The organism is Lysobacter sp. ISL-50, from assembly GCF_018612875.1.
In the GTDB taxonomy this organism is placed as follows: domain Bacteria; phylum Pseudomonadota; class Gammaproteobacteria; order Xanthomonadales; family Xanthomonadaceae; genus Lysobacter.
The window spans coordinates 61,511-85,442 of sequence record NZ_JAGGRI010000004.1 but is presented as its reverse complement, the minus strand read 5'-3'; the positions used below and the strand labels follow the sequence as shown (position 1 = coordinate 85,442).

Here is a 23,932-nt window from a genome sequence, read left to right as displayed (position 1 = left end):
CCGGGTCGCGGGCTGAAACGCAGAACATTTCATAACGAGAGGGTCGGGGATGATCAAGGCGCCCAACTTCGTCCGCAACCTGGCCGGTCTGCCGAAGGCCGGAGAGAAAATACATCATCCCGACTTCCACCTGACCCTGAAACCGATGTGGCATCCGGATCACGAGGAAGCCGAGCGGCTGGTCGCGCTCAGCGACAGTCGCTACATCCTGGCTCACTACGGAAGCCAGAAGGCCGTCGACCACTATCTGTCCATGAGCATGCCGTCCTATGGCGGCCTGGCTTATCCGCATACCAAGAGGGACCGGATCTATTACCTGGAACGGATGATGAGCATCACCACGCTCATAGACGACACCACCACCAATCCGGATGTCCTCGGCGATGCACGGCGGCAGTCGGAGCTGCGCGGATACTACTTCGATGCGATAGCGGGCATTCGGCCTCCCGCATCGGCGCCCATCGCGCAGTTGCTTTATGAAGGCTTGATCCCGATCAAGGCGCAGTTGGCCTCCAAGCCGCGCGTCTGGAAACGCCTTGAAGAGTCGCTGCATACCATGATCCTCAGGCAGACCGATTCGCTGGCGCTTCAGATGGACACCTTGAGCTTCGATCGCTACCTGGAGCTGCGGCGCGTCGACAACTATGGCGAGTGGGCCGCCATGATGACCGAGTATGCGATCGATGTAGACATGACGGACGCGCTGGCCGCCGATGAGTCTCTCGTCGCGGTCAGAACGGCGGCCATCGACTCGATCACCCTGGTGAACGATCCCTATTCGTTTCGCAAGGAAATCTACATCGCCGACTCGGTCAATTCCGTTTGGCTGTTGATGCACCTGGAAGGGCTCACGCTTCAGGGCGCGCTGGACAAACTGGCGGTGCTCGTATCCGACAATGAGCGCAGGCTGATCGCGGCGCGCGACAGGGTGCTGGCGGGGCCGCTCGGAAAGGACAGCGAAGTGCGCGACTACCTGACGGAACTGGAGCATCTGGCGTCGGGCAACGCGGAATTTCATGCCATCAGCACGCGCTACCACGGCAAGGACTTCAAGGGAAAGCGATTCATCTCCGGCGAGGTCACCATCATCCCGCTGCCGTCTACCGATGAAGTCGCTGCCGCGGATATCGCGCAGACGCGCAGCCCCGATTGAACTGGGCCGGAGATGTCCGCGTACCTGGGCGGTCCAGGGGCGATGACGCGCATTACGATGCAGCTTGCTTCGACGCCGCGATTGCGATTCAAGCCAGCATGGGCCCGCTCAAGCGGGCTTTGAGCAGTGGAGTGGCCGTGTGCAGTTCAGGCGCCGTTGGGGAAGCTGGGAATGCGTTCGACCCGGCGTGTTGTCGGAAAGTCAGAGCTGACGAATCGATCGAGGCCGCAGACATTGACCTGTCTGTGGCTATGGGCTTTAACCCTGGCCAGCCAGCCGTAACCCCTGCTTCACGCCGGACTGCACGGGCGCTTAGCAAGTCGATCGCCAAAATAGCGGCAACAGTGACCCGTTGCCATGACGTAACAGGATACAAACCGGCCTGCGGCCGGCTGCGAGCGTTTGCGATTACGGCTAGCCATGACTTCGCGCTCCGCTAACACGGAGTGCCCCAACTTGAACAAGCAATCCCGAAGGCTATGACGAAGGTCGACTCATGGGCCTTCGCAACTTCACCCAGGAGGAGCGACATGATTACGCGCATCGTTGGCTTGGCGGTTTTCGTTGCAGCTATGGCGGGAGTGTCCGCGCTTAACCCCGTGCGTGCCGCCGAAGCCGAGACCAAATGTCACATGACATTCAACACCTCGGGCTGGGCTGCCATCTACAAGCACATCAACGGCACGGGGCGCGTAACCTGCGACAACGGCCAGGCCGCGGCCGTCCGAATTCACATCCGTGGCGCTGGGCTCACTGCAGGAAAGTACAGCATCGACAACGGCAAGGGCGAGTTCACCAAACTGAAAAATATCGACGAAATTTACGGAACCTATGCCACGGCCGGCGCGAATGCGGGCGTCGTCAAAAGCGCGGAAGGCTTGGTCATGACCAAGGGCGAAGTGTCGTTGGCGGTCAACGGCACCGGACGCGGCTTCAACCTCGGCGTCGACGTGAGCGGTTTTGAGATCGAACGCGCGAAGTAAGCTGTCGCCAGCTGAAGCGACTTAAGAACGGGGCGCCGATCAGGCGTCCCGTTTTGTTTTACGTTCTTTTCAAGGCCGCTTCAAACGTCATTCAAGGAGACTCCATGGCCGCTGATGATGAAACCCTCCGGATGGAAGTCCTTCATCAGTCCATCCACATCGCCTGCTTTCCAGCAGGCAAGGTGCTCCTGAAATAGTGCTTTGGTGCGTTCGCTGTGCATGTGTTGATCTCCTCAATTCCGTGCGGCCTTACGCGGCCGAGTCGAATCCGTATCCAGCCGATGCGTGGTATCCACTGTGTTGGCGACTGGTTCGTGTCGCCAACAGTCCGCGCGACATCGGATTCTCGTCGCACCCACCTGGTGGTGGATCCTGATGGGTGCGCCGGAGAACTCGGCGAATGGAGCGTGGATTAATCGGACGCGGCTGGGGTGCGCTGAATCAGATTGAAGTCGCGCAGCGCCACGTAGGGGTCCCAGTATTCGCGAACGTAACCGATCTGTCCGTTCCTTACCTTGACGATGGAGATGAACTTCTGGTTGTACTCTCGGCCGGTAGTCTTGATGATGCCGCGGCTGGTGTACTCGAAGACGTAGGTGCCCGGATCGCTGGTCTTGAGCTTGGTCCAGGTCGCGACCGGGGAATACTCCAGCATTCCCAAGTATTCGCTCATGCTGGTGAAGTAGCGGGTGATGGTGTCGTGGCCTGTGCTGGATCGCGAGAAAATCGGAAAATCATCGGCCGGCGCATAGGCCAGTTCGAACGTCGCGTTGGGGGTGAAATAGCGTGCAAGGTTGTCCGGAGTCTCCGACCAGCCGTTGAGGCTCTCCCAGAAAAATTTCGCGACGTCTTCGGTGTTGTAGCCTGGCGTCAGGTACTTGAGTCCGCCACGCTGAACGATGTGGTCGTGGCCGACCGATGGCGTGGCTGCCGGCGCGCCATTGGCCGCCAATGCGAGCGACACGGCAAGCAGAACGGGATTGAACAGTTTCATGGCCTTACTCCTGTGCGGAAGGGTGATGCATCTGAATGACGGCCTTGATCGTCTCCCCAGAAAGGGAGTCTTCAATGGCCTGATTGATTTCTTCGATCGGATAGAAGCGAACGAGCGCGTCGACCGGAAAACGGCCTTGAACGAACAGTTCGATCAACTGCGGAATGAACGCTTTGGGCGCGGCATCGCCCATGATCGTTCCCTTGATATGGCGGCCGCGCATCACGTGCATCACATCGAGTGGAATGGTCGTATGGTCCTTAACCACGCCGGTCAGTACGCACTGGCCGTTCTCGGCGAGGCAGGCGATGGCCGATTGCATGGCGCCGGTGTTGCCCGCTGCTTCCACCGCATAGTCGGCGCCGCGCCCCTGGGTCAGTTCGGCCAGCAGGGCGGTGAGGTCGCCGGTCATCGGGTTCAGGGCGTGGGTGGCGCCGACTTGTTTCGCCAGTGCGAGGCGCTTTTCCTTGATGTCGACAGCGACGATATGACCGCAGCCGGCCGCGCGCGCCGCCATCACGGCGGCCAGGCCGACGGCGCCGAGTCCGAATACGACCAGCGTGGTTCCCGGGTGAGGGCTCAAGGTGTTCAGCACGGCGCCTGCGCCGGTCATGATCCCGCACGCGAACGGCCCCAGATATTCCAGCGGCGCCTTCGGATCGACCTTGATCGTACTGCTGGCGTTGACGGTCGCGTAATTGGAGAACGACGACTGGCCGAAGAAGTGGCTGTGTACCTCGATGCCATTATCGGCATCGTGCAGACAGGTGGTGCCGTCGGTGCGGCAGGCCGCCCAGTTGAGCGCTGCGTGCGATTCGCAGTACACCGGCAACCCGCTGGCGCATTTTCTGCAGGTTCCGCATGAGGCCAGCGACAGCACGACGTGGTCGCCCGGCTGTAAATGCTCGACGCCGGGACCTACGCGCTCGACGACGCCGGCCCCCTCATGACCGAGAACGACCGGCATCGGCACGTCGATGAGTTTGTCGCGGGTCGCGATGTCCGTGTGGCACAGGCCGGCGGCGACGATACGGACCAGTACCTCATTGAAACCGGGCGGGTCCAGTTCGAGCGTCCGAATCTGGAGAGCGTCGCTGTTGTTCACTGCGACTGCGGAGGTGACTTTCATATGATTTTCCTGGAATTGGAGTGAGCGCGGGGCGATCAGTGCCGTGCGATGTCGATGACCGTTTTGCCGCGGGCGCCGCCCGCCTGGCTCTGGGTCATCGCATCGCAGACGGCCTCCAGCGAGATCCGCCGGCCGATCACCGCGCGCAGCGAGCCATCGAGCAGCCGTTGAGCGAGATCGGAGAGATCGCCGAGGTTCGGCTCCATTTCCAGATTCACCCCGCGAATCCCACGTGCGGCCAAGCCATCCGCCGCCGCCCAGATGGTGCTGAGCGCAGTTCCTCCGGGGGCGATGTAGTCCGCCAATGCCATGAAGGCCGGAGCGGGATTGACGAGATCGATCAGGCCGTTGATGCCGGTGGGGCAATAGGCATACAACTGCTCCAGTACGTTCTCGTGCCGATCGAGCACGTACTCGACCCCCAGCGCCTCCAGCCAGGGGGCGTCATCGCGTGATGCGGTAGCCAGCACCTTGTAACCTTTGGCGTGCGCCAATTGCACGGCGAACGTACCGACACCGCCGCTTGCGCCCGTGACCAACACGACACTGCCTTCGGGCAAAGCCAAGCGCTCGACGGCTTGCAGGGCCGTCACCGCCGCGGTGGGCAGGGCGACGGCTAACTCGGGTGCCAAGCCGGCCGGAATGCGGATCAATGGTGCCGCGGCCGATAGGGCGACATGCTCGGAGAAGCTGCCGTTGCCCACATAGGCGTGCAGGAAGCGGCCGAATACGAAATCGCCGGCGTGGAACTCGCCGACCTGAGCGCCGACGGCCTCGACGACGCCCGCGCCGTCAATACCGAGGACCAATGGGAATCGGTGTTCGATACGGTCCTTGAGAAAGCCTTCGGCGATTCGGCGGTCTATCGGATTCAAGCTGGCATGGGTCATGCGGACCAGAATGTCGCGCGGACCGACGTCAGGTAGGGGGAGATCGATTACGCCCGGCACTGTGCCGAATGCATGAATGGCGACGGATTTCACGGAGCACCTCAAGGTCAGGGGGCCGTGGGTCTGACGAGCCAGCGGCGGTGATGGCTGGAGATGCTAGTCCGTAGACAATTGCGCGATAACCGGGAATAAAATCGACAGACTGTTCGTGAGTGAATGACAATCAGATGTCCAAGGCCGCCCTGCAAGATCTGAACGATCTCTACTATTTCGCCGCGGTGGCCGAGCATGGCGGCTTCTCAGCGGCGGGGAGAGCGTTGGGGGTTCCCAAGTCCAAGCTGAGTCTGCGCATTCTGCAACTCGAGAAACGGTTGGGCGTGCTCCTCTTCCAGCGCACCACACGCAAGATCCAGCTGACCGAAGTGGGGGCGCGCTTTCTTGAGCACTGCCGCGGCATGGTTGCTGAAGCGCAGGCGGCGCAGGATGCGGTCGATGCCTCGTCGTCCGGGCCTGCGGGGTTGGTTCGTGTCAGCTGTCCCGCCGGCGCGGCCGAGATTTATCTGACGCCGTGGCTGTCGCAGTTCATGGCGCGCTATCCGCGCGTGAACATTCAGCTTCGAGCCTCCGACAGAGCCATGGACCTCGTGGCCGAGGGCATCGACATTGCCGTGCGGCTGCGCCCCGAATCGAGGATGGATCCTGAACTGGTGACGCGCCGGTTCGGTACCAGCCGACGAATCCTGGTGGCCAGCCCCGCCTACCTGGAATCGCGAGCGCCAATCGCGTCACCGGATGAACTAAAGCACGCAGACACGATCAGCTTGATCGAGGACGCTCCGAGGCAACGGTGGGAGCTGATCGGTCCCGGAGCCGAAGTGCGCATCATTGAACTCGAGCCCCGCCTGATGACCAGCGTGTGGAGCCTTGCGATTCAAGCAGCCCGCGATGGCCAGGGCATCGCGCTGCTCTCCGCGCTGGGATGTCGTGCGGCACTGGAATGCGGAGAACTCCGCCGGGTGCTGCCAGACTGGGCCGCCGGGGAACTGGTGGCGCATGCCGTGTTTCCAACGCGCCGGGGGATGGTGCCGGCGGTCAGAGCGCTGCTCGACTTCCTGGCCGACAAGCTCCCGCAGATGACCGAGCTGGACAAGTAGCTGACACCTGCCCGCGGATCGATATAGATCGCGGAGTGAGCTACGTAGACTCCATGCCGTCGAAACGCCGCCGCAGCTGCGATCTCTAATGGCAATCCTGTGTTCTCAATCCATCCAACCATTTTTTCCCGCGCATCCTTGTTGCGCATGGCCATGACTGGCTGCTCTCGTTTGAGTGATTATTGTCTAGTCTCATTATGTTGCGATCGCAGGCAAGTCAATGTCGCGCACATCAGCTCCGACGTCGGGCCAAGCTATTAAACCCGTCTAAACCGGCTCCTGCCGGTTGGCCCCGCGCCGACGCATTAGCTTGCGTGCTGTAGGCCGGGCAGTCCTGCCTGGCCAGCGCATGGCGATGCACTTTGTCGCGCAGATCGACTGGGCCGAGAGCTGCCCCGAATCGACCCATTTACGATGCGCCGCGAAGCGGCCAGAGCTTGAATAAATTGCTAGGCAACCAGCCGCAAACGGCGCTGGCATGCTTACTTAGCGGCGAGGCGCGCGAAGCATGGGCGTGACGGGCGGCGCCGCGCCGATTTGGATTTCGCGTATCACCTCAAAACCATAGCGCTGATAGAACGGGATGTTTTGAGGTTTTGACGCTTCAAGGTATGCCAGCGTTTGATCCTCGTCGCAGCGGGCGAGAGCATGCCGCATCAAAGCTGCTCCAATGCCTTTGCCTTGTGCATTCGGGTCGACGCCGATTTGAGGCAAATACCAATGAGCCTCTCGAGGATGCGACTGTTCCATCTTCTCGAACGTAGCAAGCAGGTCGTCAAGGTGTTCGCGCTTTGCGGTGTCGCGGAACATCTTTTCGAGGGTCTCGCCATTGGGCTCTACTCCAGGAGACAGCCAGAGCGCGGTGCCGCAGAAGTCCGCGGACACATAGGCCGTGCCGTGCCTGAAACTGCTGCCGGCGAATTCGCGGGTGGCCAATGGCATGGTCAGGATGTAGTCGAATGGCGAAGGCCAGGCGAATCGCGCGGGCGGGTCTGTGATAAATGCAGCAACGATCGCTGCGACGGCGCGCGGCATCTCATCGACAGTGGCGCTGCGTATATCGGTTGACGGCTGGGTCATTTCGTCCTCCAGTTGGAACCGAGTAGTCGTGGAGCGCTAATTCGCTGCCCGCTGGGCGAGCCGTGGCTAGACCGCATAAAACAGCAAGAGAACGTAAGAGACCGTCAAGAAGGCTTGTTCCCAGGCGCCATGGCTCCCACAGTTGCGCCCAGGGCGTTTCTCTTCCTTCGTTTCCACGCAACCCACAGACTTGGCCAGGCACGGAATACTGTGTTTGGCTACGCGGGATGGACTATGGGGTGTGAGCGGCATGGGTTCTGTTCCCCGAGGCACATATGGCGGATAACCTCCTGCCAGGCTCGAACATCCTGGTCCGGACGCATGGATTGAGGACGACCATTCCACTGGACCGCGTCATCCTCGATCATCGGTATTCCGGGGGCCACCTCGGGCTTCGAATGAGTTCGTTGCGAGCATGGGAAGTCAGTGGACCGGCTTCAGATGACCGACTCAACCGGGTTTTTCAACGGAATAGGCCAGAAGCAGACGTCGCTAGCGGAGCATCCAAGAGCCACGAGGGCCGAGGCGCTTCTGATCCATTGTCGTTCCAGTAACGCGGACTTCACGATCATTAAATCCGTCCCGCGGAAACTGATGGAACTTCCACGCGAGGATCCGTTCATGGGCCTTCCGAACGCCTTGGGCTTGTCTGACGAGAAGGTTCGGGTCAGACACAAGCGAATCGACGTCGACGGAATCAACACGTTCTACCGGGAAGCCGGCGAGGAAGGCAAGCCGGTGCTTTTGTTGCCGCATGGATATCCGTGTTCGTCGTACGAATTCCGGAATTTGATGCCTCAGCTCGCTGATCGATGGCGTCTGCTTGCACCGGATTTTCCCGGCACCGGGTTCAGCGCAACCCCGGAGAACTTTGCGTACGGATTCGATGGCTACGCCAAATTCCTGGATGGATTTGTGCGCAAGCTCGGCGTAACGCGCTTCGCGATCTACCTGCATGATTTCGGTTCGCCCATCGGTGCACGGCTCGCGATGATGGACCCATCGCGAATCGTCGCGCAGGTGATCCAGAACGGAGATATCCCGTACGAGGACGCGTTGGGGCCCAAGTACGCCGACATCGAGAAGACGTGGGAACTGTCGCCGGAGGCGATGCGGGACGCCGTGCGGGAGGCCGTGACCGAAGCGAGCTATCGCGAGGAGTTCCTCAATCATGTACGGCCCGATCTGGCGGAACGCATCCCACCTGATCTGTGGACCTTGCATTGGTCGCTGACAACTCCGCGTCGAGTGGAAGTCGCGGTGGATGTGCTGGTCGGGCTGAAGCAGAATCGGGAGTGGTTCCCCAGGCATCGCGAGTACCTTGCTTCGCGCCGCCCTCCGACCTTGATTGTCTGGGGACCTCAAGACCACTACATGCCGGAGAAATCGGCCAGGGCCTACCTTCGCGACCTGCCTGATGCGGAGCTGCATCTGCTGGATGGCGGGCATTGGCTGCTCGAAACGAACCTGGATGAGGTGGTAGCGCTCATGCGCGATTTCCTGAGCCGTGCGCACATAAACCCGTAAGCCCTGGGAGCTTGATTGTCCGCGACGCGCCGCTACCGAGACGAAGATCGAGCAGGTATTTTCTGACATCTGATCGAGCCGTGCTGCGAAGCGGTTTTGGCTTGAATGAACCATCAAGTGCCCGGCACTGAATTTTCACTTTTTCTTCAAGGAATCATCACGCCTGAGCGTGATCACTATCCCTGCGCTGCGCTTAACAACGGCTGCGAGTTACGTGGTCAAGCACGTCGCGCCCATTACGCAAAGGAGATAGACGCATGGCATCTGTTAGATACATTGCGAGCGAAATCGACAAGTCCGTTGCCTTTTATCGGGACCGCTTGGGTTTTGCAGTCGCGAAGCACAATCCAGGAAAATTCGCTGAACTGGCCCGCGAAGACCTGCATCTTTTTCTTAATGCGCCCGGAGCCGGCAGTGCCGGAAAAGCAGGAGGTTCTCCTCAACCGGGTGGATGGAGCAGGTTCATGATCGTCACTGATGATCTCGATGAAATGATCGGCGAGCTTCGAAAGGCTGGAGAAAGCTTCCGTGGCGACATCGCTGAGGCGGGAGCGGGACGGCAAATCCTGCTTCAGGACCCGTCGGGAAATGTGGTCGAGTTGTTCGAATACGCGAAAAATTAATCGAGCAGCGACATGGATGGAAACGGCCAGCCGCCTGATCTCAGTGCGGCGAGTCCAAGCTCGGCACGAGAAGTCCTCCTGGAGAACACCACTAGTGACTTGAACGAGCCGCGAAGCGGCTTCGGCTGAGGGTATCTCCGGGTAGAAGCACATCGTCTAGATCAAGCAAGGATCGGACGGATTAGAGTTGGGTGCCGCCTGGTGGGCTCATCGTGTTGCAGCAAACAACCCAGTCGTTGCAGTCCCCCGTGGCTCGCTTGCTAGCTCAGGAGAGGAGGCGAATCCGAAGCCGCTCGAGCCGCCGGAACACAGTGCTCGGCCGCCAGCGTATTCCGTCTGGTTCTAACTCGATGTGTTGCTGGCTCATGGCTCGCAAAAAAGCGTGCATCTCCAGTCTCGCTAGGGGAGCGCCAATGCAGTAATGGACGCCGTGAGAGAATGCGACGTGTGCTTTCGAGTCGCGTGCCAGATCCAGTCGATGCGGCTCGGCGAACATGCTCGGGTCGCGATTGGCCGCGGCCGGGCAAAAGGCAATCGTGTCCCCGCGTCGGATTCGTTTTCCACCTATTTCGACGTCTTCCAGCGCCGTACGATAGGTGGTTATCACCGGCCCCTCGTAGCGCAGCATTTCATCCACGGCGTTCTCGGCGAATTCGGGATGCTCACGCAACAAGCTGAGCTGATCGGGGTGACGCAGTAGAGCCAGGGCGGCATTGCCAATCGCGGCCGGAGTGGTTTCCAGGCCGGCGCTGAACATCAGCGTGCAGTTAGCCACGATTTCTTCGTCGCTTAACGGAAGACCGGATTCATCGTGCTGGCTAAGCATGTGAGCGAGCAGATGATCGCCGGCGCCGACGCCGCGTTGTTTCCTGATGTGCTCGGCCAGATAGCTCATGAGCCTGTCGGCGGCGTTGATAATCTGTCCTACCGCTTCGGCGGAGGCAATCGGATAGAACCCGCGGGACAACACGCGTCCCCATTCGACCAGTGTGGGAACGTCCCCGTCGGGGATGCCGAACATGGACGAGAGCAGTCGAACGGGCAGGGCCAAGGCAAGGTCGCGAATCAGTTCCGGATCGCGACGCAAACGCATCTCGGCGACCAAAGCTTCGATGATTTCATCGATGTGGGGCGCCAGATTCTTCATGCTGGACGGATCGAACAGAGGCGCGAAGCACCGCCGCAAGCGAGTATGCGTGGGCGGGTCAAGGAACAACATGTTGTTGTTATAGAATCGGGTCAGCGCGGTGTCGTTCCGTGCGCGGTGTTCCTGGCTGAGCGGCGACCAGTGCTCCTGATCGTTCTGCAACACGGGCAGGTCGCCGGAGGCTTGCGGGCTCCCGTTGCGGCTGTCCACCGAGAAGCGCTTGTCGCGCAGGCCCGCCGAGACATCCGCGTAGCGGGTGATCCACCACGCCGACATGGCTGCGTTCCAATGCACCGGATCGTGCTCGCGCAGCTGATCAAGGAAGGGATGCGGATTCTCGATGAAGGCCTCATGCAGTGGGTCGAACTGAACCCCGCTTTTTCCGATGGAGATCGCCCGTCCTGCATTTGGGGCAGAGGACGCCGTCGACAGCCGGTGTGCTTCGATCGGGACGGAAGCGGGAGGGATGGCACGCCTGATCGCGTCGGCCAAGGCCGCGACATGGGGTGGCTGCACGACCGTGACATGGTCGCCGGGCAAGTCAACGATGCGCAGCGCGGGACAGTGTGGCGCCCAACCCAGCGTGGCGTCGGCGAAGTGCAGGCGCAATTGCCTGTCCGGATGAAGCATGCCTCGCGGCAAGCCGCCGCCGGCGCGGAACAACGTAACTGCTCCGGCATAGACCGACGGACGATAACGGATCATAGCGTCATTGCTCGCCATGAAAGTGGCGAGCAAACTATCCGCGCTCGATCCCGGAAATAGAACCTCCTGTCCGAGCAGAGCCCGAAGCAGCGCGGCTCGTTGCTCCTCAGCGGGCAGGGTCAGCAACGGCATCAGGTCGCGCGGCCGGCCGGCGGCCTGAGATGAAACAACAGCCAGTTCGTAGAGTGCCATCAGTTCCGACAGTGGCGCGTTCGAGTCGTCGCCTGCCACGGCGGAGCTGTCGATCAGGAAGAGCTGGGCGATCCGCTCGCCCTGTTCGCGCAGCTGTCGCGCTATTTCATAGGCAACCAGACCGCCGAACGAATGACCGGCAAGCAGGTACGGACCCGAGGCTTGTATGGCACGGATCGCCGTAAGGTAGTGACGTGCCAACTCTTCGACCGAGCGCATGGGCACCTCGTGGCCGTCCAGGCCGGGCGGCTGCAGCCCAATCAGCGGTTGTGTCTGGCCGAGGGTTCTGGCCAGCGGTAGAAGGTAAGTGACCGGACCGAACATCCCCCCAACGCAGAAGAGGGGCGTCGGTGCATTCAGCGCTTGCAGGTCGATCGCCGAGCGATTGATCGAGGCGGCAGTCGAAGGAACGTCGGCTCGGCGAGCGATCGCCTTCCGCAGCAATGTCAATACTTCGTCGAACGAGGTGGCGGCGAGAAGGCTCGGTATGGGCAAATGGATGTGGAAGTCATGCTCGAGATCCGTCGCGAGCTCGGTGACGGCTAGCGAATCCATTCCCAATCGATCAAGCAGTGAGGTCTCACAGGGGCCAGGCAGGATGGCATCGACAGCAGGGCCGAGCTTGCCCCGAAGATAGGCAGTCAGATCGCCACTGGATTCACCAGTCGTGGATCTTTTCGTGCCGTTGGCAGATGCAGTGGCCGGCAGGCCGAGATGCCAGACGAACTCGCTTTCCAGCTGACCCTGCAGATAACGAATCTTGCAAGCTTGGCGAGCGACTTTTCCGCTGGAGGTTTTGTCGAGATTACGCGCGCCAATCAGAACCAGGCCATGCAGTTGCAAGCCAAGCTGCTCGGCGAGAGCGCCCCGGATCGCGGCCAGGATTTCCAGGCTGGCGGCTTTCTTCTCGGCATCTTCATGCAAGAGGCGGAAATCGATTTCGGCGACGACGATGGGGCATTCGATGCCTTCGCGTTCCACCGCGAAGGCGATCGTGGCGCCGGGGCGAATCCGTGGATGACTGAGTTCGACCGAGAGCTCGATGTCCTGTGGGTAGTAGTTGCGACCGCGGACGATGATCAGATCCTTGAGCCGACCAGTAACGAACAGTTGCCCGTCATGGAGATAGCCCAGGTCGCCGGTGCGCAGCATGCGCCGGCCTGGAGCATCTGCGCGTTCGGCCGCGAAGATTTCGCGGCTGTCCGCCTCGCGCCGCCAATAGCCGAGCGCGACGTTGGGGCCATCGATCCAGATCTCGCCGATAGTGCTCGGAGCAGCAGGCAAGCGGGTATCCGGATCGATGATGGCGACAGTCACGTCGACGCAGGGCTCGCCAGAGGCGATCATCGGCACGGTGGCATTGGCATGATCGGACTCGACTTCCACGAAGCGGTGTCGGGAAAGTTCATCGACATCAACGTAGGTCGTTCGCCAACCGCCACGCGGATTGCAACTCACCCCGGCCACAGCTTCGGCGAGGCCGTAAGCAGGAAACAACGCATTGCGCTTCAGTCCACTTGGACTGAAGCGGTGAGCGAACCGTTCCAAGGTCGCATGGCGCACCGGTTCGGCGGCGACCAGGCAAATCCGTAGGCTGCTGAGATTTAGCGCCCGGCGTTCCTGGTCGCTGATCTTGCGTGAGCACAGGTCGAGGGCGAAGTTGGGAGCATTAGTGTCGGTGCCGCCGTAGCGCTGGATAGCCTGGAGCCAAAGCGCCGGACGACGCAGAAAGTCGAGCGGAGATATCTGCACGACGGGGGCGTCAAGAGCCACTGGCAGAACGACGCCGGCCATCAGTCCCAGGTCATGGTAAGTGGGTGCCCAGGACACGATGACGCGTTCCGTGTTCCACGACGCTACCTGTTGATACATCTGCGCGTTGGCGAGGATATTGTAGTGGCTAACCATGACGCCTTTGGGAGCGGCGGTGGAGCCGGAGGTGTACTGGATCAAGGCGACATCGCCCGGAGCCGGAACGACCGGCCGGTAAGCGGAAGCGTTGCTGGCAATCGGTTCGTTCACGCCGAGCCAGGTAGCTGCGGCCAGCTCCGGAGCGAGCGTCGAAACATGTTTGGCGGCGGCCTGAGTCATGACACTGGTCAACACGATGGCCGGATCAACATCGGCGGCGATCGCCCGCAGGCGGGGAAGCGTGCGATCCAGGCGTGCCGGATCGGGCGGATAGGCTGGGACGGCGATAGCACCGGCATATAGGCACGCGTAGAACGCGACGGTGAAATCCAGGCCTGGAGGGAACAGCAGCACTACGCGCTTCCCTCCCGCGTCGTGGTCTTGAAGCATTGCGGCGATGTGCCGGGCGCGACGATCTAGTTCGGCATAGCTGAGGCTTTCGACCTTGGCCCCATCGAGACCGAGAAATGTGAAGGTCTCCTTGTCCGGCTGGCGCTGTGCGTGTGCTTGCAGTTGTGCCGTCAGAGCCTGGATCGCGATATCCATCAGGTTGCTCTCCACTTCAGTGCGTGGACTCGATGACGGGCTGTATCGCAAGTTCGAACACCATGGGCGCCGCCGCGCGGATACTGACGGTATCGACGCGTTGTGATAATGCGATCCGCGCACTGGGCCTATGCAAGAGGCGCGTCACGGCTGGTTTCGTTGCGATCGATATCGCCGTTTTCTTGTCGCCAAGAACAACGACATGCGGTATCGAGCCCGGAAAGCGCCCCATGAAGCGTCAACGTTGAGCGCTTCGTGGGCATGTATGCGACTGCGACCCGAACGGTACACGCAAAGCTCGTCGTCGCCTTAGAGCAGGAGAATCCAGGTGAATCGATTGATGGAGTTCTGTCGCGCCGTCGTGGCAGGCGGTGATCCCGTGGGCAACCGGCTTGTGCGAGCGCAACGGCGCCGCATACCTGAAAGGCTAGTTGCGTCCATGACTGGGACTCCTGTGCGAAAGTCGTTATTCGACGAGAGGCCGCAGAAACATTGGGCGCGCGTACCCTGTAAATCATCGCTTCCGTGACGATATTGCGCCAATGAAGTGATTAGCGTTTGTGACATAAGGCCGTCTTCTATCGCATCAGACCGCCAGGCGACGTGTTGCACACACTCACCGAGTATCACAATCGTTTAACGCGGTTGCCGGAATCCCCTCTCGCCGCGCGACCCGAAGAACACGTCCCCCATCAACGCTTGGGCCGAGTTGGGAAAGACGCAAGCGGAGCAGAGCGTGCCGGCCACCGCGAGGCCGCCATGTCTTGAGGACGCCAACTTCGCCAAGCGAATGCCGGTGTCGAAGCCACCCTGCGCAATATCCACTGGGGCGACCGTCGCTTGACGAAGCTGAACAAGCGTGCGCTTTTACGCAGGTGCTGCCAAGAACACCCCAGTGACCAGGCGCGACTGTGTCGGTTCAAGGGCATTGCATTGCGAAAAGCGTGGATGCACGATTCAACGGCAGGGGACGAGCACTAGGATGTAGCAACGCACCAGCCGAATTATCCGTGTAGGCGAATAAGGAGCAAGTGCAATGACAAGTCTTGGTCGTAGTTTCTTCTCAGCGGCCAGTCTGGCGCTGATGTCTTTCCCTTGGGGTTCCGCATTAGCGCAAAGCGGCACGGTGACGGTCGAATGCCACTCGGTAAATTACCAATACAGTGAGTGTCGTGCCCCTTTGAGCACGCCTCAATTGATCCATCAAATTTCCGGTAGTTCCTGCATTCTCAATCGCACGTGGGGCTTTGACCGCCGCAGACAGCGGCTATGGGTTGATCAAGGTTGCCAAGGTGTGTTTGCTGACGTCGGAGGCTACCACCACGGCCGTAATGGAACTTTTGACTCTGGCAGTCGCCGATACGACGACCGTGGACGCGACATTGGCATGCTGGTGTTGGGTTCCATAGCGGGTGCCTCGCTTGCCTCCTCCGACCGGCACGAGCATCACTCGAACTACCGCTCCGATACGCACTCATACGCACATGGCGGCTACGACGGTTGTCACGGCGTTGGCTGCTTGGTGGACCCTCCGCCGGACAACAGCAGTGCCGATGTTATCGACACCAGACCCTCTTTCGACAAGCAAGGCAATCCGAACTTCGACACGCAAGGCAACTGGATCGGGTGCCATGGCGTGGGCTGCGACGTCGATCTTCCGTCTGACGAAAAGAACTGAACTGGAGAGCCAACATGCGCAGATTAATCCTCTTCGTAGTCAGCCTCACCCTCGCCAGCGCGGCGCTCGGCCAGCAGAACTCCAACTCCATGAGCCAGAGCTCGCAGAGCAGCAGCGATTCCACAAGTTCAACCACTACCACCAGTTCGGGTTTCGACACTTCTTCGACGGGCGATCCTCCTGAGAACCAAGGCTCTGCTGAGATGACGGAGTGGATCAGAAGTAATTCGGGCAGCAAATCTTCCAGCAGAAACAGCGGTTTCAGTGTTGGCTTCGGTCGTGACAACGATGAGAACGACGACGACCAACCGTCGTGGTCGAAGTCTCATGCCTCTCGGCCCAAACCCGAGCAGATCGACGGCACATACCGCGTCTCCGCGAAAAGCGGACCCTTCCTTTGTACGGTTCGCTTGACCGCCAGCGCCTACTTCGATGGCTACTTCGCGGTCACATCGACAGGTTGTCCCGACTTGTGGCAGGTCAAACGGTGGGACTTCGACGGGCCTTCGATCGTACTTACATCGTCTATCGGCGACGTCTATGCAACGTTCTGGCCGCGTGGCGGTGATGTGTGGGTAGGACGGTCGGCGAGCGGCCAACGCTTGTCGCTCAGTCGTTAGTCGAGCGCAAGGTTTCATTGATGCAAGGCTGCGAGCTTGGGTCGCAATAGCGATGCGACGGCTTTTAAGCACCTGGCCGTAGTCGCCGTCATCAGGGGCGAACGAATCCAAGGCGATCCAAGCGGTCGTTATATCCGGCACGGGCGTACTGCAGGCGCGAGATATGGCCGGCGAGAGCCCGCACGACTATATGTGGCCGTTATCAGCTGAGCCGCCCGCGAGCTGCTGGCCAGATTGAAAGAAACCAGTTTTCTCCAGCGGCAACTCATGCTCCGCACGGGCGCCGGCGCTTCAAGGGCAGGCCATCCCCTTGCAAATCGGTCCATTAGGTGATGCGCTACAGGCACCCAACGATAGGTGCGTTGTGCTCGAATGAACTCCGATCTGGGCTCCCTGAGCACTGGCGGCGCCGTGCTGCGCCAAGTGCTCGACCAATCAGTAGCCGGCGTCGTGTTGCTGGACGCGACGGGCCGGTTGGTTTATGCCAATCCGGCGTTCTTCGCGGCGACAGGTTACGCCACGGACGAATGCAGGGGATGGCTGATCGATCATCTGGTACTTCCCGGCGAGCGGGCGGATTTGCGCCTTGGATTCGCGGCGATCCGCGATGGAGAGGCGACGAGTTATTGCGCCGATCATGGCTGCGTCCGAAAAGACGGAAGTACGATGCATACAATGCTCGATCTGTCGGCGCTGGAAGACGGCGACGGTTCGTCGCCCTATCGCTATTTTTGCCAAATCGTTAACACTGGAATCCAAAAGCAGGTCGACGCCGCGCTGCAAGAGGCGGAATGGCGCTGGAATCAGGCTTTACGTGGCTCGCGTCAGGTCGTCTGGGATTTCCACGTTCCGACCGGCCTGGTCTGGGTCTCGCCCGGATGGAAGGAACTGCTCGATCTGGCGGAAGAGGAGCGGGTCCATCGCATCGAAGACTGGCTCGACAAAATGCATCCGGACGATCGCGAGCGGGTCGCCGAAGCGACCGCACAGGTCAGTGTTTCCGGGGCGACCGATTTTGATTCCGTCTACCGCCTGCGACACCAGACCAGTGGGCGATGGGTCTGGGTGCTAAGTCGGGGAAAGGTGGTCGAATTCGCGCAGGACGGTTCGATCGTGCGCATGATCGGCACGATCGTCGACATCACCTTGGAAAAGGGAATGGAGGAGCGCTTGGCCGCGGTTACCGAGCGGCTGGAGATCGCGCTCGCCGTCGGCGGGATCGGCATCTTCGATCTGGACCTGACCAGCGACGTGCTGACCTGGGACGAGCGCACCTATGCGCTACACGGCACGACGCCGCAGGCCTTCGACCACACCTCCGAGGGATTCTTCCGGCTCTTGCATGCCGGCGATGCGGATCGAATCCGACGCGTTCGGGCGGAAGCTTATCACCAAGGCGTCGACTACCAAGCCGAGTATCGGGTGCCCGATCCGATCTCGGGCGCGGCCCGCTACGTCCGGATGTCGGTGCGTCTGATTCGCGGGTCTACGGGCGAGGTGACCAACAGTATCGGCGTGTGCTGGGACATCACGGAGGATGTCGAGCGCGCCCGCAAGCTCAACGAAACCCTTGCGCTCCTGGAGGCCGTTCTCGTCAGCACACCCGACCTGGTGTTCGCCAAAGACACCGACGGCCGCTATCTGCTGGTGAATCCGGCGGTCGAGCGAGTGATGGGAAGGCCGGCGGAACAGATCGTCGGTCAGCGCGATATCGATATCTTTCCCAGCGAAATCGCGGCACGGCTGATCGAGAACGACCGTCGGGCGCTGGACGATCAATTGCCCTACACGGTTGAGGAGCATGCGACGGTGGGTGGGATCGATCGGGCCTACTCGTCTACTAAGGCGCCCTTGCGCGATGGAAGCGGCGATGTCATCGGGCTGATCGGTATCTCGCGGGATGTGACCGACATCCAGGCAGCCGAATCCGCGTTGCGGCACAGCGAGCTGCGCTGGCAGTTCGCGTTGGACGGTTCCGGCGACGGAATATGGGACTGGGATATCGGCCGGAATCGCGTGTTTTACTCGCGCCAATGGAAGTCCATGCTGGGCTACGCCGATAGCGAGATCGGCGACACCGTTGCTGAGTGGTCCGCGAGGGTGCATCCGGACGATTTGGCCCGTTGCCTGGAAATCATCAACACCCATTTTCAGAACGATACGCCGGACTTCACTCTTGAGCATCGCATGCGGGCGAAAGACGGCAGTTGGCGTTGGATCTACGACCGCGGCAAAGTGATCGAACGCGGCCCGGACGGACATCCGCAGCGCGTGATCGGAACCCATACCGACATTACCGCCAGAAAAGAGAACGAAAGCGCCATTCTGGCCTTGAACCAGCGCCTGCAACTGGCGATCGAAGCAGCGGGCGCCGGCATTTTTGAGGTGGACCTCATCGTCCAGCGCTATAGCTGGGACGAGCGTATGCATCAGCTCTACGGACTTTCCGACCAGGAATACGATGGCACTCTGGAAGGATGGCTTGGTTTCATTCATCCCGGCGACGTGTCGAGGGTGATGGAAGGATACGAGGCCGCGATCGAGGAGACCTCGGTCTTCAGCATGGACTTCCGCATTTGCCGCTACGGGTCGGCCGGCGTCCGTCATATCCGCTCGCTCGCGCGAATCATCCGCGATGGCAAGGGCCGGCCCGAGCGCGCGGTCGGGATGAACTGGGATATCACCGATCACAAGGAACTGGCCGAGACGCTGTTCGAAGAGAAGGAGCGTTTGCGCATCACCCTGCATTCGATCGGCGACGCGGTGCTGTCGACCGATGCCCATGAGCGAGTCACGTTCATGAACCCAATTGCGGAGCAGCTGACCGAATGGTCTGCGGCGGACGCCGTCGGTCACCCGCTCGCCGAGATATTTCCGTTGGTGGACGAAAGCGGCATGACGCTGCCGGACCCGATCGCGACTTGTCTTGAGCAGTCGCTGCCGTTCCACCTCGACAGCAATGTCGTCATGATCAGCCGCGAAGGTCAGCGGCGCCACGTCAGAAGCCTGGCGGCGCCAGTGCGTACCAGCACGGGCGAGGTCATCGGCGCCGTACTCGTATTCCAGGACGTGACCAAGGCCCGGACCTTGCAGCAAGCCCTGGAGCACTCAGCCAACCATGACAATCTGACAGGGCTTCCCAACCGCGCGGCGTTCGAGCGACGCCTGCGTGCGGAAATGGACCATTCGGCCGAAGATCATTTCGAACATACGCTCTGCTTCATCGATCTGGATCGGTTCAAGCTGGTCAATGACAGTGCGGGTCATGCTGCAGGCGATGCGCTATTGCGCGAGATTGCTGCGATCCTGCGCCGGAATTCCCGGCACCTGGACATCGCCGCCAGGCTCGGCGGGGACGAATTCGCATTACTGCTGGTCGATTGTCCGTTGCTGGAGGGAGAGAAGATCGCACGTCGATTCCAGGGCGATGTCGCCCAGTTGCGCTTCAGTTGGGAAGGCGTTCCGTACTACGTCGGCGCGAGTATCGGGCTGACCGCGGTCACCGGCAACTCACGCCGAGCCGACACCTTGCTCAATCAAGCGGATATTGCCTGCTACACCTCCAAAACCTCCGGCCGCAATCAGGTTTCCATCTACGACGACGGGGCGAGCGCAAGCGCCTCCTACCGTCGCGAGGCCGAGGCGGTAGCTGGCATACGCAATGCGATTGAGCAGGGGCGCTTTCGTTTGTACGCGCAGGATACAAAAAGCCTGCGCTATGACGGCGGGGCGGGATACGTCGAAATCTTGTTGCGGATGCTCGACGACGAAGGACTCACGGTGGAGCCGGGTCTTTTTATCCCGGCAGCCGAATCCTACGACCTTATGGGCAATGTCGACCGATGGGTGATCCGGACGGTTCTTCAAGAATATGGAGGACGTCTTCGCGCCGCGCGCGACACTGTTTTTGCTATCAATTTATCCGGAAACTCACTGAATGATCCGTTTCTTTGGCCTTACGTCCAGGAGCAGCTGTCCGCATCCGGCCTACCTGCCAACGCTCTATGTTTCGAGATTACTGAAACGGCGGCCGTCAACAATGTCTCGGCGGCCAGGCAGTTCGTGTCGCTCGCGCGCGCCGCCGGGTGCCTGGTCTATCTCGACGATTTCGGAAAGGGCTACAGCTCTTTCAGCTATCTTCGCCATTTCCCAGTGGATGGAATCAAGATCGATGGCGACTTCGTTCGGAACATGGTCACCAGTCCGGTGGATTACGCGATCGTGGAGTCCATCAATACGATCGCGCATCGCCTGGGCGTGCCAACGATCGCCGAACATATCGAGGACGTCGCAACATTGGAGCTAGCCAGGTCGATGGGCATCGATCGAGCGCAGGGGTTTGCGATAGCTGGGCTGCGACCGCTGGGCGATGCACTGGGTCGCGCGCCGCATTCCGAGTAAGGCAGTGAAAGCCTCTCAGGACATCGATAAAACCGGGGGGGCGTCGGAAGTAAGGGAGAGCCATAGGCCATCCTGGCGTTGGGGACGACAGTTTGACGAACGATCTCAGCCACAGGGGAGTCGGCCAGGGTGTCCTCAAGTCGCGCGCACCCGATGTTCAGCAAGCACTTCGCGAACAAGTAGAAACGGTATGCGTCCCGGAAGTGGACTTAATGACTGCCAGTCGCTGCTGGTGAACTGACACCCTTGGTCTGAGTGAACGATCACGTCCTGGCCCCGCTTGCGGCACCACAACGCCATCATCAGCGCGTCGAGCACCAGGTCGTGCGTCATGGTCGGTTTCATCGACCAGCCGATCACAAAGCAACGTTGTTACAGCACACGGTGAGTCTTGGTGAGCGATACGCCCTATGTGGCGTTCAGCGAACCAGATCGCGGATTCGCGCGGTCGGCCAGGAGTACATCGTTGGTTGAGCCCAACGCTCGCACCTTGAAGCCATCGGAGCCAGTCATGGATTGTAGCCGTTCCTTACATCGCACCGTGTCCACGTGTTTTGCCGTGCTGGTCTTGGGGAGTCCGACACTGGCTTTAGCTCAGTTGGTCGATCTAGGTACCTTGGGCGGTAACGTTTGCACTGCCAGCAACACCAGCGATACAGGCGCGGTGGTCGGCGCCTGCCGTGATGCGGAAGGCGACATCGCCGCGGTGTACTGGCCGCCTGGGATTTCAACTCCGACTCTCTTGAGCACACTGGAACCTGACGGTCCGTGTTCTGTCTTCGACATCAACAACGCGAACGTTGCCGTCGGTGGCTGCGAACAGGGTACGGCGGGAGAGGACTTCCCGGTTCGATGGGTCGCATCCTTGCCTGGCAGCACTCCGCAGCGACTGAAGCCGCTTGCGGGTCACGCCAAGGCGGCGGCCTCGGCGATCAATCACGCAGGCGTCGTCGCGGGCGTGAGCATCGACAACGATGGAGGAGACCATGCCGTTCTCTGGCGCCCTAACCAAACCGGCCCCACGACGCTACCCGAACTCGGTCTACTTCCGCCCCTGATCCCGAGCACAACCGAGTGCCATGTCACCGACATGACCGATACGGATTGGCCCGTCGCGGTAGGTATTTGTCAATTGCGCGATGGCGGCGCCGTCGCGGTGCGCTGGACCTCTGGTCTGCTTGGCTACTCCGCGACTCAACTCCCGCGCCTGCCTGGCGGATCGAACTGTGCGGCAGCGGCGATCAATACGAACCTCGCAGTCGCGGGAACCTGCGAGGATGAGGATGGAGACGCCATCGCGGTGCTATGGGCACCCGACGGCAACTCACTTACTTACCTGGACTACCTGGAAGCCAGCGGGGAATCGCGTCAGCAGTTGGCAGTGATCGATATGAATGAAGCGGGCGTTGTCCTTGGAAATTACTTGACTGACGATGGCCTCGCCCGCGCATTTGTTTGGGTGCCCATCGGCGATCCGGCGCTCGAAGAAGGGTTGGATATTGGATCGCTCGGAGGGGCCTGGACAGCCGGCCGCGATATCGCCGGCAACGGATACGTCGTTGGTACGGCGCAGAACGCGAGCGGACTTGCCGAATCATTCATATGGAAGCCAACGACCGGTATACAAGGGCTAGGAACGCTAGGGGGATTTTCGAGTCAAGCCACCGCGCTCAGCGACGACGGATTGAATCTGGTAGGTAGCAGCCAAGTGGCGTCGGGCCACATGCATGCTTACGCCGCGGGTAACGCAAAGAGGAGCGCTGGCAAAGCAAATTCGATGGATAGCGCCCACGGCGGGCCTGCCTTTCTGCCATGGCACAGGGAGTACCTAAAGAGAATGGAGATTGCACTTCGTGCCTTTGATTCATCGGTCGCGATACCCTATTGGGACTCCACCTTGGATTCCCACTTGCCGAATCCTGCGCAATCCGTGCTTTGGAGAGAGCAATACTTTGATACCGCATATTGATACTTTGCAGATGATGGGCTTCGCGCGAACTGCAAACCCAATTTATGAGGCCGACGCTAGTGGGGTTTTGCGGCTTGGCCAAGAACACGGCGCAAGTGCTGGCGTTGTTTGCGTTGTCGAATTTGTGGATGGCGCGCCGACAGTTGATGCCGATGACGGGATAACTGCGTCCGGCGCACGGGAAAACCCGTGCCAAGGCACTGGAACCTGCTTGTAATTCACTTTGTTGACTCATGCCTGCGACAGGCTCCGGGTTTTATGCTGTTCGGGAGAGTTGTTCAGATATTCCTTAACCCCCTGTTTTGGACCGGCGGTCTCATCGACTCTACGATGCGTAGTGCCGGCGACCATCGGGGATGGTTCGAGTTGGTCGGAGGCGAAAACGTGCTTGATGCAGTCGATAAAGAAAATTTGCTGGCCGCGCTGAAAAAACGCATAGCCGATGACGCCGAGCGCCTGCATGCGGCGCTGGAAGACGATGATCCCGGCGAGCAGCGCCTGCGCTGGTCCAATTACGCCGACAATTTGCGCGCACTTGAGCGCATTACCGATCCGGAGCAGGCGATCGTGCTGGTCGAGCAAGAAGACAGCGAATTCTATGAGGAGCAGCTCGTATCCAGCCGGGTCTACGCCGAACTGGCGGTCAAGGTTCCCAATCCCCTCTCGGGCCGGTTGTTGTTCGAGGGTCACGAGTACGAATTGACCAACCACACCTCGTGGCACGACACCGTAGCGCCCGGCGCGGTATTCAAAGGTGGTGCCCGGCGTGATGAACGTTGGTGGACGCAGCTGACTATCATCGACAAGCGCTGAATTCGCTACACCGCTTGCGCGATATGACTGCTTGAACCGGAAGTGCGTCGTGAGCGACCAGCTCTCTGGCGTGCTGCGCGAAGCGGCTTCGGCTTGCATGCGCGACCTTAGCCTCTCTCTCATTAGCTCGAACTGGCAGTTTGTACGCTGGCGCCGCCCATGATGACTGGCCGCTTGCGAGCCGAACGGTCATCTTGCTGCAACAAAGGAATTCCAATATTTCCTATATTCTGGAAATATGGAAGCATGGATTCACACCAGACCGTCCAAGCACTCCGTGCGCTCGCGCACGGATCCGCCTTGCCGCTTACGCGCCTCGTACAGGCTGGTCCGACCGGCAGGGCGTAGGCCAACTGCACGATCAACTCGATCTGCCGCCTGCAACGCTCACCGCCGACCAGAATCAGTTGCGTGCGG

General features: G+C 60.5%; 16 protein-coding genes and 1 pseudogene. 10 read left to right on the top strand and 7 right to left on the bottom strand.

All coding sequences use genetic code 11. From position 1 onward, the window contains the following. Window positions 1-49: 49 nt before the first annotated feature. Together J7J50_RS02855 and J7J50_RS02850 are read left to right on the top strand one after the other, a co-directional pair. Complete coding sequence (locus J7J50_RS02855; RefSeq protein WP_215055325.1) at window positions 50-1,153, top strand: terpene synthase family protein; 1,104 nt, start codon at window positions 50-52, stop codon at window positions 1,151-1,153. 530 nt (window positions 1,154-1,683) lie between these two features. Next, entirely contained in the window at window positions 1,684-2,136 is a 453-nt protein-coding gene (locus J7J50_RS02850) for a hypothetical protein (protein ID WP_215055327.1), read from the top strand. An 80-nt stretch (window positions 2,137-2,216) separates the two neighbouring features. Here J7J50_RS02850 and J7J50_RS02845 read toward each other — a convergent pair whose 3' ends face one another. The 4 genes from J7J50_RS02845 to J7J50_RS02830 all read right to left on the bottom strand — a co-directional run bounded on the left by J7J50_RS02845 (window position 2,217) and on the right by J7J50_RS02830 (window position 5,242). Then, window positions 2,217-2,357 carry a hypothetical protein gene (locus J7J50_RS02845; RefSeq protein WP_215055329.1) on the bottom strand — a complete coding sequence of 47 codons (141 nt, stop codon included), beginning with the start codon at window positions 2,355-2,357 and terminating at the stop codon, window positions 2,217-2,219. Window positions 2,358-2,548: 191 nt separating this feature from the next. After that, entirely contained in the window at window positions 2,549-3,130 is a 582-nt protein-coding gene (locus tag J7J50_RS02840) for a nuclear transport factor 2 family protein (protein WP_215055331.1), read from the bottom strand. A 4-nt stretch (window positions 3,131-3,134) separates the two neighbouring features. Then, on the bottom strand, window positions 3,135-4,259 hold the full coding sequence (locus J7J50_RS02835) for an NAD(P)-dependent alcohol dehydrogenase (RefSeq protein ID WP_215055334.1): 1,125 nt from the start codon (window positions 4,257-4,259) through the stop codon (window positions 3,135-3,137). Window positions 4,260-4,294: 35 nt separating this feature from the next. Then, on the bottom strand, window positions 4,295-5,242 hold the full coding sequence (locus tag J7J50_RS02830; protein WP_215055336.1) for an NADP-dependent oxidoreductase: 948 nt from the start codon (window positions 5,240-5,242) through the stop codon (window positions 4,295-4,297). Window positions 5,243-5,376: 134 nt separating this feature from the next. Here J7J50_RS02830 and J7J50_RS02825 point away from each other — a divergent pair, with 134 nt between their 5' ends. Beyond that, window positions 5,377-6,303: a LysR family transcriptional regulator gene (locus tag J7J50_RS02825; RefSeq protein ID WP_215055338.1), complete on the top strand. Its 927-nt coding sequence runs from the start codon at window positions 5,377-5,379 to the stop codon at window positions 6,301-6,303. A gap of 486 nt (window positions 6,304-6,789) precedes the next feature. On the opposite strand, the gene J7J50_RS02820 is transcribed toward J7J50_RS02825, so the two are convergent. Beyond that, the gene (locus tag J7J50_RS02820; protein ID WP_215055340.1) at window positions 6,790-7,383 is read right to left on the bottom strand and encodes a GNAT family N-acetyltransferase; all 594 of its coding nucleotides are present in this window, start codon (window positions 7,381-7,383) and stop codon (window positions 6,790-6,792) included. 441 nt (window positions 7,384-7,824) lie between these two features. Between J7J50_RS02820 and J7J50_RS02815 the strand changes: the two genes are divergently transcribed. Both J7J50_RS02815 and J7J50_RS02810 read left to right on the top strand, forming a co-directional pair. Further along, a complete protein-coding gene (locus J7J50_RS02815) occupies window positions 7,825-8,910 on the top strand; it encodes an alpha/beta hydrolase (RefSeq protein ID WP_215055342.1) in 1,086 nt (361 codons plus the stop codon). A 257-nt stretch (window positions 8,911-9,167) separates the two neighbouring features. Next, entirely contained in the window at window positions 9,168-9,533 is a 366-nt protein-coding gene (locus J7J50_RS02810) for a VOC family protein (protein ID WP_215055344.1), read from the top strand. Between the two features lie 265 nt (window positions 9,534-9,798). Here the strand turns inward: J7J50_RS02810 and J7J50_RS02805 are convergent, their stop codons facing one another. Continuing rightward, window positions 9,799-14,034, bottom strand: a complete 4,236-nt coding sequence (locus J7J50_RS02805) for a cytochrome P450 (protein WP_215055346.1) — start codon at window positions 14,032-14,034, stop codon at window positions 9,799-9,801. A gap of 1,036 nt (window positions 14,035-15,070) precedes the next feature. Here J7J50_RS02805 and J7J50_RS02800 point away from each other — a divergent pair. The 3 genes from J7J50_RS02800 to J7J50_RS02790 all read left to right on the top strand — a co-directional run bounded on the left by J7J50_RS02800 (window position 15,071) and on the right by J7J50_RS02790 (window position 20,733). Next, window positions 15,071-15,712, top strand: a complete 642-nt coding sequence (locus J7J50_RS02800; protein ID WP_215055348.1) for a DUF3011 domain-containing protein — start codon at window positions 15,071-15,073, stop codon at window positions 15,710-15,712. 14 nt (window positions 15,713-15,726) lie between these two features. Next, window positions 15,727-16,332 carry an AprI/Inh family metalloprotease inhibitor gene (locus J7J50_RS02795; RefSeq protein ID WP_215055350.1) on the top strand — a complete coding sequence of 202 codons (606 nt, stop codon included), beginning with the start codon at window positions 15,727-15,729 and terminating at the stop codon, window positions 16,330-16,332. Window positions 16,333-16,704: 372 nt separating this feature from the next. Beyond that, window positions 16,705-20,733, top strand: coding sequence for a bifunctional diguanylate cyclase/phosphodiesterase (locus J7J50_RS02790; protein ID WP_215055352.1), 4,029 nt, complete (start codon window positions 16,705-16,707; stop codon window positions 20,731-20,733). 213 nt (window positions 20,734-20,946) lie between these two features. Here J7J50_RS02790 and J7J50_RS24655 read toward each other — a convergent pair. Next, window positions 20,947-21,093: pseudogene (locus J7J50_RS24655) on the bottom strand (IS3 family transposase); the annotation flags it as partial. A gap of 151 nt (window positions 21,094-21,244) precedes the next feature. On the opposite strand from J7J50_RS24655, the gene J7J50_RS02780 reads away from it, so the two are divergent. After that, window positions 21,245-22,702 carry a tyrosinase family protein gene (locus J7J50_RS02780; RefSeq protein ID WP_215055356.1) on the top strand — a complete coding sequence of 486 codons (1,458 nt, stop codon included), beginning with the start codon at window positions 21,245-21,247 and terminating at the stop codon, window positions 22,700-22,702. 330 nt (window positions 22,703-23,032) lie between these two features. Beyond that, window positions 23,033-23,515: a hypothetical protein gene (locus tag J7J50_RS02770; RefSeq protein WP_215055358.1), complete on the top strand. Its 483-nt coding sequence runs from the start codon at window positions 23,033-23,035 to the stop codon at window positions 23,513-23,515. The last annotated feature ends 417 nt before the right edge of the window (window positions 23,516-23,932 follow it).

Excerpts from the sequence above, each read along its gene's own strand:
- J7J50_RS02810 (WP_215055344.1), top strand. The coding sequence starts at position 9,168 with ATGGCATCTGTTAGATACATTGCGAGCGAAATCGACAAGTCCGTTGCC.
- J7J50_RS02840 (WP_215055331.1), bottom strand. The coding sequence starts at position 3,130 with ATGAAACTGTTCAATCCCGTTCTGCTTGCCGTGTCGCTCGCATTGGCG.
- J7J50_RS02770 (WP_215055358.1), top strand. The coding sequence starts at position 23,033 with ATGCGTAGTGCCGGCGACCATCGGGGATGGTTCGAGTTGGTCGGAGGC.
- J7J50_RS02845 (WP_215055329.1), bottom strand. The coding sequence starts at position 2,357 with ATGCACAGCGAACGCACCAAAGCACTATTTCAGGAGCACCTTGCCTGC.
- J7J50_RS02780 (WP_215055356.1), top strand. The coding sequence starts at position 21,245 with ATGGATTGTAGCCGTTCCTTACATCGCACCGTGTCCACGTGTTTTGCC.
- J7J50_RS02790 (WP_215055352.1), top strand. The coding sequence starts at position 16,705 with ATGAACTCCGATCTGGGCTCCCTGAGCACTGGCGGCGCCGTGCTGCGC.
- J7J50_RS02805 (WP_215055346.1), bottom strand. The coding sequence starts at position 14,034 with ATGGATATCGCGATCCAGGCTCTGACGGCACAACTGCAAGCACACGCA.
- J7J50_RS02835 (WP_215055334.1), bottom strand. The coding sequence starts at position 4,259 with ATGAAAGTCACCTCCGCAGTCGCAGTGAACAACAGCGACGCTCTCCAG.
- J7J50_RS02825 (WP_215055338.1), top strand. The coding sequence starts at position 5,377 with ATGTCCAAGGCCGCCCTGCAAGATCTGAACGATCTCTACTATTTCGCC.
- J7J50_RS02815 (WP_215055342.1), top strand. The coding sequence starts at position 7,825 with ATGACCGACTCAACCGGGTTTTTCAACGGAATAGGCCAGAAGCAGACG.
- J7J50_RS02850 (WP_215055327.1), top strand. The coding sequence starts at position 1,684 with ATGATTACGCGCATCGTTGGCTTGGCGGTTTTCGTTGCAGCTATGGCG.
- J7J50_RS02855 (WP_215055325.1), top strand. The coding sequence starts at position 50 with ATGATCAAGGCGCCCAACTTCGTCCGCAACCTGGCCGGTCTGCCGAAG.
- J7J50_RS02800 (WP_215055348.1), top strand. The coding sequence starts at position 15,071 with ATGACAAGTCTTGGTCGTAGTTTCTTCTCAGCGGCCAGTCTGGCGCTG.
- J7J50_RS02820 (WP_215055340.1), bottom strand. The coding sequence starts at position 7,383 with ATGACCCAGCCGTCAACCGATATACGCAGCGCCACTGTCGATGAGATG.
- J7J50_RS02795 (WP_215055350.1), top strand. The coding sequence starts at position 15,727 with ATGCGCAGATTAATCCTCTTCGTAGTCAGCCTCACCCTCGCCAGCGCG.